The organism is Aeromonas sp. Lyrl_2 (assembly GCF_051948815.1).
Lineage (GTDB): Bacteria > Pseudomonadota > Gammaproteobacteria > Enterobacterales > Aeromonadaceae > Aeromonas > Aeromonas veronii.
Genome location: NZ_JAYJLJ010000020.1, coordinates 69,953 through 79,358, shown reverse-complemented (window position 1 = coordinate 79,358; position 9,406 = coordinate 69,953). Strand labels below are relative to the sequence as shown.

Annotated in this window: 12 protein-coding genes; 9 read left to right on the top strand and 3 right to left on the bottom strand. The window is 58.5% G+C overall.

The features are described 5' to 3' along the window. Positions 1-13: 13 nt before the first annotated feature. Positions 14-886, bottom strand: a complete 873-nt coding sequence (locus VF684_RS16855; protein ID WP_107684980.1) for a U32 family peptidase — start codon at positions 884-886, stop codon at positions 14-16. Positions 887-897: 11 nt separating this feature from the next. Beyond that, the gene (gene ubiU, locus VF684_RS16850) at positions 898-1,893 is read right to left on the bottom strand and encodes a ubiquinone anaerobic biosynthesis protein UbiU (protein ID WP_107684979.1); all 996 of its coding nucleotides are present in this window, start codon (positions 1,891-1,893) and stop codon (positions 898-900) included. A gap of 189 nt (positions 1,894-2,082) precedes the next feature. On the opposite strand from ubiU, the gene ubiT reads away from it, so the two are divergent. Then, a complete protein-coding gene (gene ubiT / locus VF684_RS16845) occupies positions 2,083-2,616 on the top strand; it encodes a ubiquinone anaerobic biosynthesis accessory factor UbiT (protein ID WP_005344837.1) in 534 nt (177 codons plus the stop codon). Here the strand turns inward: ubiT and VF684_RS16840 are convergent. Next, the gene (locus VF684_RS16840) at positions 2,569-2,985 is read right to left on the bottom strand and encodes a hypothetical protein (RefSeq protein WP_005351023.1); all 417 of its coding nucleotides are present in this window, start codon (positions 2,983-2,985) and stop codon (positions 2,569-2,571) included. The two genes, ubiT and VF684_RS16840, sit on opposite strands and share 48 nt — an antisense overlap. A 187-nt stretch (positions 2,986-3,172) precedes the next feature. On the opposite strand from VF684_RS16840, the gene trmJ reads away from it, so the two are divergent. From trmJ to fdx, 8 genes are all read left to right on the top strand, one after another. Then, a complete protein-coding gene (trmJ, locus tag VF684_RS16835) occupies positions 3,173-3,895 on the top strand; it encodes a tRNA (cytosine(32)/uridine(32)-2'-O)-methyltransferase TrmJ (protein WP_005359790.1) in 723 nt (240 codons plus the stop codon). Between the two features lie 92 nt (positions 3,896-3,987). Next, positions 3,988-4,491 (top strand): Fe-S cluster assembly transcriptional regulator IscR, encoded by a 504-nt coding sequence (gene iscR, locus VF684_RS16830; RefSeq protein ID WP_026035025.1) that lies wholly within the window; start codon positions 3,988-3,990, stop codon positions 4,489-4,491. Positions 4,492-4,544: 53 nt separating this feature from the next. Beyond that, entirely contained in the window at positions 4,545-5,759 is a 1,215-nt protein-coding gene (locus tag VF684_RS16825; protein ID WP_021229687.1) for an IscS subfamily cysteine desulfurase, read from the top strand. Between the two features lie 41 nt (positions 5,760-5,800). Further along, positions 5,801-6,184 (top strand): Fe-S cluster assembly scaffold IscU, encoded by a 384-nt coding sequence (gene iscU / locus VF684_RS16820; protein ID WP_005333813.1) that lies wholly within the window; start codon positions 5,801-5,803, stop codon positions 6,182-6,184. A 15-nt stretch (positions 6,185-6,199) separates the two neighbouring features. Then, a complete protein-coding gene (gene iscA, locus VF684_RS16815; RefSeq protein ID WP_005333812.1) occupies positions 6,200-6,523 on the top strand; it encodes an iron-sulfur cluster assembly protein IscA in 324 nt (107 codons plus the stop codon). 118 nt (positions 6,524-6,641) lie between these two features. After that, positions 6,642-7,160 (top strand): co-chaperone HscB, encoded by a 519-nt coding sequence (gene hscB / locus VF684_RS16810; RefSeq protein ID WP_139731268.1) that lies wholly within the window; start codon positions 6,642-6,644, stop codon positions 7,158-7,160. A gap of 28 nt (positions 7,161-7,188) precedes the next feature. Beyond that, positions 7,189-9,036, top strand: a complete 1,848-nt coding sequence (gene hscA, locus VF684_RS16805) for a Fe-S protein assembly chaperone HscA (RefSeq protein ID WP_139731267.1) — start codon at positions 7,189-7,191, stop codon at positions 9,034-9,036. Position 9,037: 1 nt separating this feature from the next. Continuing rightward, on the top strand, positions 9,038-9,376 hold the full coding sequence (gene fdx / locus VF684_RS16800; protein ID WP_005333808.1) for an ISC system 2Fe-2S type ferredoxin: 339 nt from the start codon (positions 9,038-9,040) through the stop codon (positions 9,374-9,376). Positions 9,377-9,406: the final 30 nt, after the last annotated feature.

Genomic DNA, 9,406 nt, shown 5'->3' with positions numbered 1-9,406 from the left:
GCGAATGGCGGGTTTACTCCACCAGGCTCATGCCGGGGATCTGGCGCCAGTAGCCGTTGCAATCGCGATTCTGCTGCAGAGCGAGGGGCTGATTGCCCTGCCGGTTGGCTTTGAAGCGGGCCAGCATCTCCAGCGTCTCCATCCCTTGCGGTGAAAGTCTGACCACATCCACCAGACCTTCCATACCAGCCAGCTCGTTACCCAGGTTATAGCAGTAACCGGACTGGGTCTGGATCCCGTTGAGATTGAACACCCGCTGACCCTCGCGGCTGTTGGCCAGTCGTCCGGTGGGGTAGTTGATGCAGGCGAGCTCGCAGTTGTCCTTGGGCTTGTCGAGGGATCGGGCGGTGAAGCAGCGCGCCGAGTAGGCGAGCGGCAGATGGCCGTAGGCAAACACCTCCACCTCAAATTGGTCGCGCAGGGAGCCCAGATCCTGATTGAGCTGGATCAGCCAGTCACGGGAGAGCTCCACCGGCATGACCCAGCGTTTCATCCCCTGTTTGAGCAGCATGCGCAGCACATCGGCGTTATAGGCGTTGATGGCGGGGCCACAGACGAAGGGGATCCCTGCCTCCCAGGCGAGTTGCACCGTACCGAGATCGTTGGCTTCGACCATCAGATCGCCATTGTCGACCAGCCGCTTAACCTCCTTGAGTTCGGAGGGGGCGGAGATAAGGGCGAGGGTCGAGAGCACCACCTGCTTGCCGGAGTTGGCGACCTGACGGGCCAGCGCAATCCAGTCATCGACTTTGAGTTCGCGCCGCTTGCTGCAGACGGTCTCCCCCAGATAGATGATGTCGGCCTGACTGTCGGCAGCGGCATGGTAAAAGGCTTCGGTATCGGCTTTGGGCCAGTAGAAGAGCAGAGGCCCGAGAGAAAATTGCATGGGTGGACTCCTTATTGCCACTGACGATGGTAGGCGCCGAGGGTAGTCTGGCTACCTTCGGAGACGCGGGCGAGCTGGGCATCCCACTCAGCTTTGACCTGATAGGCCTCGGGATTGGCCTGATAGGCATCGATGGCTGCACGCCACACCCGGGTCACTTGCTCCACATAGGCGGGGCTGCGTTGGCGCCCTTCAATCTTGACCGACTGGATCCCGGTCTTGAACAGCTCGGGCAACAGGCCCAGGGTATTGAGACTGGTGGGCTCTTCCAGCGCGTGGTAGGTCTGCCCATCCACGTCGAAACGCCCCTTGCACAGGGTCGGGTAACCGGCATTTTCGCCCGGGCCATAGCGGTCGATCAGCACCTCGTTGAGCCGCGACTCGAGACCATTCGGGGTCTCTTCCCAACGGACGAACTTGGCCGGTGAGCAGGCGCCGACGGTGTTGGGACTCTCGCCAGTCATGTAGGAGGAGAGATAGCAGCGCCCCTCGGCCATGATGCAGAGGCTGCCAAAGGCGAATACCTCGAGGCCAACATCGGTCTCGCGGGCCAGCTGCTTGACCTGATGCATGGAGAGCACCCGGGGCAGCACCACCCGTGTGACATTGAATTGCTGCTGATAGAAGCGAATGGCGGCGGCATTGGTGGCGCTGGCCTGCACCGAGACATGGAGTTCCATCTCGGGGTAGTGGCGGTTTGCATATTCCAGCACGGCGAGATCAGCGATGATTAACGCATCGGCGCCGAGGGCCACCCCGCGATCAACCGCCTGTTTCCAACGCACATCGGCCCCGGGATGGGCAAAGGTATTGATGGCAATATGCAGCTTGCGACCATGTTGATGCACATAATCCACCGCCTTCTCCAGTTTGCTGTCGGTAAAGTTGAGACCGGCAAAGTGGCGGGCATTGGTGTCATCCTTGAAACCGATATAAACGGCATCGGCCCCGTTATCCACGGCGGTTTTCAGTGCCGGCAAACTGCCTGCCGGACAGAGTAATTCCATTGGTACGCTCCGAGAGTGCATATGAAGGGCAAACGAGCCCTGATTGTATGCAGCCATGCACTCCCGCTTTTTGACCTGAGGCAGCTTTGTGTGGCTTTACCCTTCTTGAGGTAACCCTGCACAAGTTTGATTTCCAACAGGATCTTGCCACTCTCCCTGTGTTTGAATGCTAAAAAAAGGGAGTCTATCGTGTTTCAACAACTGCAACGTCGCCTGGTCGAACAGGCTCCGCGCTTCTTGCGCCATCCTCTCAAGCTGGTTCCGTTCAATCTGCAAAAGCAGCTGATGGAGAGTTTACTGGCCCGGGTTTTCAAAGAGGCTATCGAAGATGGGGATTTCGAGTTTCTGGCAGACAAGTGGCTGAAAGTAGAAGTCTCTGATCTGGAGCTGTGCTGGTTTATCAGTGAGCAGAATGGCCAGCTGGTGGTAGCTCGCGAGTGTGACAAGGCCGATGTCTGCTTCAGCGGTACCGCCAATGACCTGATCCTGATTGCCGGTCGCAAAGAGGATCCGGATTCGCTTTTTTTCCAGCGCAAGCTGAAGATAGAAGGGGATACCGAACTGGGCCTTGAGGTGAAAAACTTGATGGACAGTCTGGATCTCGATGGCTTGCCGAGCCTGATGAAGTATCCCCTGATGGATCTGGCGACGTTTATCGAACGCGCCCGCACCGAGTCAGCGCAGGCTCCGGTGCAGACGGCGCCGGGCGGGATCCCGTCTTAAGTGGACAATCACCCCATGGGCATGTCGACGATAATGGTGCCGTGCCCAGAGGCAGCGACAGGCCCACAGACAGGGCACCAAGGCGATGAGTGCCGCAGGGGCGGGCAGCTGTGACATGGCCAGCCCCGCAGCCAGCCAGATAAAGGGTTGCGCTTCATACAGCCACTCCGGCTGTAGCCAGCGTTTGCTCGGAAAGATAATCAGATCGGTACGCCGGTAGCTGGAGCGCATCATCCAGGTCACCGCTCCGGCGATAAACAGCAAGGCGCCAGCAAACCAGAGCAGGGGCTGTTCACTCAACGTAATAATGGCAATGGCTGCCAGCAGGTAGAGGCTGGGCAATCTCTCATAGATAAAGGGAGGAAGCATGGCGCGGTGTCTCCTGTGCCGTTTATCGGATATCCATCAAGTTTAGTCCCCCCCTCTCACTTCCCTCATGCTGGTTTGTTATACAAACGGGTGGTTTTGTTCTGAAATGGCTCGGCTTTTACGGTGCCAACATGGCGTTCTCTTATGTTACAATTGCGCGCCATTTTTGACTGAAGATTGACTGGGCATGTTGGATCAGATTCGTATCGTTTTGGTAAACACCTCTCATACCGGCAACATGGGGTCTGCGGCACGAGCCATGAAGACCATGGGGTTGACCCAGCTGGTATTGGTTGATCCGCAAGCCTTGCCGGATGACAATGCCTTCGCCCTGGCTGCTGGTGCCAGCGATGTGCTTGCCAATGCCCGTATCGTCCCGACTCTGGACGACGCGATCGCCGATTGTGGTCTGGTGATTGGCACCAGCGCCCGCTCGCGAACCCTGAGCTGGCCCATGCTCGATCCCCGTGAGGCCGGCGAAAAGTCGGTGGTTGAGGGGATGCAGCACCCGGTTGCGTTGGTGTTTGGTCGCGAGCGCACCGGTCTCACCAACGACGAATTGCAAAAGTGCCACTACCACGTGGCCATTCCGGCCAATCCTGATTACAGCTCCCTCAATCTGGCCATGGCGGTGCAGACTCTCTGTTACGAAGTGCGGATGCGCTGGCTGCAGGGGCAGGCCGCCGAGCCTGAAGATGAGATGGCCTATCCGAGTGCCGCCCAGCTGGAAGGGTTTTATCAGCACCTGGAACAAACCCTGATGAAGACCGGTTTTATTGCCGATGACCATCCGGGTCATGTGATGAGCAAGTTGCGTCGCCTGTTCAATCGGGCTCGGCCGGAAGCAGCTGAGCTCAACATTCTGCGCGGTATTCTGACCTCGGTGCAGAAAGCGCGCGTACCGGATTAATCCGACTGATTTACTCAACCATATACTTGACTGATTTGGTCGGGTATGTGACCATGTGCCCCATTAAATTGCTTCGCAAGACGGTAAGGCACATGAGACTGACTTCAAAAGGACGTTACGCTGTAACCGCCATGCTCGACGTGGCGCTGCATGCAGAGCAGGGGCCCGTCCCCCTTGCCGATATTTCCGAGCGCCAGGGCATCTCGTTGTCCTATCTAGAGCAGCTCTTTGCCCGCCTGCGTAAACATGGTCTGGTGAGCAGCGTGCGTGGCCCGGGTGGTGGTTATCGCCTCGGGTTGGCCCCAGGCGAGATTTCGGTTGGTCAGGTGATCACCGCGGTCGATGAGTCGGTCGATGCAACCAAGTGCCTCGGCAAGGGCGGTTGCCACGGCGGTACCCAGTGCCTGACTCACTCCCTGTGGCGCGACCTGAGTGAGCGGATCTCCAGCTTCCTCGGGGATATCACGCTGGCAGAGCTGGTACGCCAGGCCGATGTGCGCCGCATTGCCGGCAAGCAAGATGAACAAATGAAGACCGTGTTGTCCCTGGTTGATCGGGCAGAACACGGCGATGTGAGCTTGAAAGTCCAACTATAAACGTGCTTTCCACAGCGGGACTCTGTATGACCCTGACTGTGACGGAGAAAAACATGAAACTGCCTATTTACCTTGATTATTCGGCAACCTGTCCGGTGGACCCGCGTGTCGCAGAAAAAATGATGCAGTGTCTCACCATGGATGGCCTGTTCGGCAATCCGGCTTCCCGTTCTCACCGCTTTGGCTGGCAAGCCGAAGAGGCGGTGGATCTGGCCCGTAATCAAGTGGCAGATCTGATCGGTGCCGATCCCCGCGAGATCGTCTTCACTTCCGGTGCGACCGAATCCAATAACCTGGCCATCAAGGGTGTTGCCCACTTCTATGCCAGCAAGGGCAAGCACATCATCACCTCCAAGACCGAACACAAGGCGGTGCTCGATACCTGTCGCCAGCTGGAGCGTGAAGGGTTCGAGGTGACCTATCTTGAGCCGATGCCCAACGGCCTGTTCACTATCGAGATGATCGAGAATGCCATGCGTGATGACACCATCCTGGTCAGCATCATGCATGTGAACAACGAAATCGGTGTGGTTCAGAACATTGCCGCCATTGGCGAGTTGTGCCGTTCCCGCAAGATCCTGCTGCACGTAGATGCCGTTCAGAGTGTGGGCAAGATCCCGGTAGATGTGGAAGCACTGAAAGTGGACCTGCTCTCCGTCTCTGCGCACAAGGTGTATGGTCCGAAAGGGATCGGTGCGCTGTTTGTTCGCCGCAAACCCCGCGTTCGTCTGGAAGCCCAGATGCATGGCGGTGGCCACGAGCGCGGCATGCGTTCCGGTACTCTGCCGACCCACCAGATCGTCGGGATGGGCGAAGCTTTCCGCATCGCCAAAGAAGAGATGGTGAGTGAAGGCGAGCGTATCTTGGCACTGCGCCAGCGTCTGTGGAATGGCATCAAGGATATTGAAGCCGTCTACATCAATGGCGATCTGGATCAGCGTGTTCCGGGCAACCTCAACGTCAGCTTTGCCTATGTGGAAGGGGAATCCCTCATCATGGCGCTGAAAGATTTGGCGGTCTCTTCCGGTTCGGCCTGTACCTCCGCCAGCCTGGAACCTTCCTATGTGCTGCGCGCACTGGGCCTGAACGACGAGCTGGCACACAGCTCCATCCGTTTCAGCATGGGTCGCTTCACCACCGAGGAAGAGATTGACTACGCGGTCAAGCTTATTCGTGACTCCATCGGTCGTCTGCGCGAGATGTCCCCTCTGTGGGAGATGTACAAAGACGGCGTCGATCTGAACACGGTCGAATGGGCTCATCACTGATCCATCTGGTCAGTGAGCAACAGAATTAGCAGGAGTGAGATATGGCTTACAGTGAAAAAGTAATCGACCACTACGAGAATCCTCGCAACGTCGGTGGTTTCGACAAGAATGATCCCAGCGTTGCAACCGGCATGGTCGGTGCGCCCGCTTGTGGCGACGTGATGAAGCTGCAATTGAAGATCAGCGACGAAGGCATCATCGAAGATGCCAAGTTCAAGACCTACGGCTGCGGTTCCGCCATTGCCTCCAGCTCCTTGGTGACCGAATGGGTCAAGGGCAAGACCCTGGACGAAGCGGCTGGCATCAAGAACACAGATATCGCTGAAGAGTTGGCCCTGCCACCGGTGAAGATCCACTGCTCCATTCTGGCTGAGGACGCCATCAAGGCCGCCATCGCCGATTACAAGCAGAAGAAAGGTCTCTAAGCGCCGGAGAGCAGTATGGCTATTACCATGACAGATGCCGCCGCGGCACGGGTTTCCTCTTTTCTGGCTAACCGGGGCAAGGGCATTGGCCTGCGCCTCGGCGTCAAAACCACCGGCTGCTCCGGTCTGGCCTACGTGCTTGAGTTCGTTGATGAACTGACCGATGAGGATCAGGTGTTCGAGCAGCAGGGCGTCAAGATTATTGTCGATGCCAAGAGCCTGATCCATCTGGATGGCACCGAGCTGGATTTCGTCAAGGAGGGCCTCAACGAGGGCTTCCAGTTCAACAATCCCAACGCCAAAGGCGAGTGTGGTTGCGGCGAAAGCTTCAGTGTCTGAGATGTTTGACGTCAATGATCCTTCGTCTGTGGTTGAGCGGGTCGCCGATGACCCGTTCAACCACATCTCATTTGCCAGGGGCGAGTGAGTTAGTGGCGAACGTTTCCAAGAGGTTTGCATGAATCATTTCGAGCTGTTTGGGCTGGTTGAAGGCTTCGAGCTCGATACCCGTCAGTTGGCTGATACCTACCGCCAGCTGCAAACCCAATTCCATCCTGATCGTTTTGCCACCGCCCCCGAACGGGAGCAGCTGATTGCGGTGCAACGTGCCGCCCAGATCAACGAAGCATTCACCACCCTCAAGGCGCCGCTGCGCCGTGCCGAGTATCTGCTCTCCCTGCGTGGCACCGATATCCGCGGTGAACAGCAGACTCTGCAAGATACCGCGTTTCTGATGCAGCAGCTGGAGTGGCGCGAGCGTCTGGCCGAGCTGAAAGATGACGCCGACCCTGAGCGCGCCATCAAGGATTTTCGCAGCGAGATCAGGCATGATCACCAGATGTTGATGCAGCAGCTGACCGAGTCTCTTGCCGCCGGCAGAGATCTCGTTGCCGCTGATTGCGTTCGCAAACTCAAGTTTGTCGACAAGCTCCTCGAAGAGCTGGAACGATTCGAAGACTCGCTTCTCGAGTCTTGATCCTTTAACGCTGGAAGTTTCATTACCCATGGCATTACTGCAAATCGCCGAACCCGGCCAGAGCGCTGTTCCTCATCAGCACAAACGTGCCGTCGGCATCGATCTCGGCACCACCAACTCTCTCGTCGCTGCGGTTCGCAGTGGTCACGCCGATACCCTTTGCGATGAGCAAGGGCGCGACCTGCTCCCGTCAGTGGTGCATTATCAAAGCGACGCCATCCGAGTCGGAATTGATGCCAAGCGCGAAGCGGCGCTCGATCCTCACAACACCATCGTCTCGGTCAAACGGATGATGGGCAAGGCGCTGGCCGATATCGATACCCGCCAGCAGCCTTACCAGTTTGTTGCCGCCGACAATGGCATGCCGCAACTGCATACCCGTCAGGGGCTGGTCAATCCGGTGCAGGTCTCGGCCGAAATTCTCAAAAAGCTGGCCGAGCGTGGCGCCCAGACCCTGGGTGGCGATCTCGACGGCGTGGTCATTACCGTGCCCGCCTATTTCGATGATGCCCAGCGTCAGGGCACCAAGGATGCGGCCCGTCTGGCAGGTCTGCACGTATTGCGCTTGCTCAACGAGCCGACCGCGGCCGCGATTGCCTATGGCCTTGACTCTGGTCAGGAAGGGGTGATTGCGGTTTACGATCTGGGGGGCGGCACCTTCGATATCTCCATCCTGCGGCTGCATCGCGGTGTGTTCGAAGTGATGGCGACCGGCGGTGATTCGGCCCTCGGCGGCGATGATTTCGATCACCTGCTGGCGGACTGGATCAAGGAGCAAGCCGGTTTGACCGGCGAGCTGGATGCCCATCTGCAGCGCGAGCTGCTGGATGTGGCCGCGGCCGTCAAACACGGCTTGACCGATGCCGAGCAGGTGGCGTGCACCGTTGCTGGCTGGCAGGGTTCGGTGAGCCGTAGCCAGTTTGATGAACTCATCACCCCGCTGGTGAAACGGACCTTGCTGGCTTGTCGCCGCGCCCTGCGCGATGCCGGTCTCGAGCAGGTGGAAGTGCTGGAAGTGGTGATGGTCGGTGGCTCCACCCGGGTGCCGCTGGTGCGTGAACTGGTGGGCGAGTTCTTCCAGCGTACGCCGCTGACCAGCATCGATCCGGACAAGGTGGTCGCCATTGGCGCCGCCATCCAGGCCGATATTCTGGTGGGCAACAAGCCCGATGCCGAGATGCTGCTGCTGGACGTTATCCCGCTATCGCTGGGTCTGGAGACCATGGGGGGCCTCGCTGAGAAGGTGATCCCGCGCAACACTACCATTCCGGTTGCCCGTGCCCAGGAGTTCACCACCTTCAAGGATGGTCAGACCGCCATGGCCATTCACGTGGTACAGGGTGAGCGCGAGCTGGTGGCCGATTGCCGCTCCCTGGCCCGCTTTACCCTGACCGGTATTCCGCCGATGGCAGCCGGCGCCGCCCATATTCGCGTCACCTTCCAGGTGGATGCGGATGGTCTGCTCTCGGTCAGCGCCATGGAGAAATCCTCCGGCGTGCAGGCCGAGATCCAGGTCAAGCCCTCTTACGGGCTAGCGGAGCAGGATATCCTCAACATGCTGAGTGCCTCCATCGAGAATGCCCAGCAGGATATGGATGCCCGCATGCTGGCCGAGCAGCAGGTTGAAGCCGACCGGGTGGTCGAGAGTCTCAATGCCGCGCTGGCCGCTGATGGCGATGCCCTGCTCAATGCTGCCGAGCGTGCCGAGATTGATGCCGCCATCGCCCATCTGCTGACCATGCGCAACAGCGGCGCAACCCATCAAATCAAAGAAGCCATTGAGGCAGCCGATGCTGTCAGTGGCGAGTTTGCAGCCCGCCGGATGGACGCCTCCATCCGCAAGGTGCTGACCGGACAAAACGTCAACAAGGTGTAATATGCCAAAACTGATCATTCTTCCTCATCCCGTACTCTGTCCGGATGGCGCCGCCCTCGAGGGGCAAAGCGGCGAGACCATTCTGGATGTGGCGCTGCGCAACGGCATCGAGATTGAGCATGCCTGCGAGAAGTCCTGTGCCTGCACCACCTGCCACTGTGTGGTGCGTGAAGGCTTTGACTCGCTCGAGCCAAGTGACGAGCTGGAAGACGACATGCTGGACAAGGCGTGGGGGTTGGAGCCGGAATCGCGCCTCAGCTGCCAGGCAAAACTGGCGGACGAGGATCTGGTGGTGGAACTGCCCAAGTACACCCTGAACCTTGCCTCTGAACGCCATTAATTACACATGAGTGAATTGCACGTGCAGCAT

Bases quoted from the DNA above. Each gene is read 5' to 3' on its own strand.
- ubiU (WP_107684979.1), bottom strand. From the start codon at position 1,893: ATGGAATTACTCTGTCCGGCAGGCAGTTTGCCGGCACTGAAAACCGCC.
- hscA (WP_139731267.1), top strand. From the start codon at position 7,189: ATGGCATTACTGCAAATCGCCGAACCCGGCCAGAGCGCTGTTCCTCAT.
- VF684_RS16855 (WP_107684980.1), bottom strand. From the start codon at position 886: ATGCAATTTTCTCTCGGGCCTCTGCTCTTCTACTGGCCCAAAGCCGAT.
- VF684_RS16825 (WP_021229687.1), top strand. From the start codon at position 4,545: ATGAAACTGCCTATTTACCTTGATTATTCGGCAACCTGTCCGGTGGAC.
- trmJ (WP_005359790.1), top strand. From the start codon at position 3,173: ATGTTGGATCAGATTCGTATCGTTTTGGTAAACACCTCTCATACCGGC.
- VF684_RS16840 (WP_005351023.1), bottom strand. From the start codon at position 2,985: ATGCTTCCTCCCTTTATCTATGAGAGATTGCCCAGCCTCTACCTGCTG.
- iscA (WP_005333812.1), top strand. From the start codon at position 6,200: ATGGCTATTACCATGACAGATGCCGCCGCGGCACGGGTTTCCTCTTTT.
- iscU (WP_005333813.1), top strand. From the start codon at position 5,801: ATGGCTTACAGTGAAAAAGTAATCGACCACTACGAGAATCCTCGCAAC.
- fdx (WP_005333808.1), top strand. From the start codon at position 9,038: ATGCCAAAACTGATCATTCTTCCTCATCCCGTACTCTGTCCGGATGGC.
- hscB (WP_139731268.1), top strand. From the start codon at position 6,642: ATGAATCATTTCGAGCTGTTTGGGCTGGTTGAAGGCTTCGAGCTCGAT.
- iscR (WP_026035025.1), top strand. From the start codon at position 3,988: ATGAGACTGACTTCAAAAGGACGTTACGCTGTAACCGCCATGCTCGAC.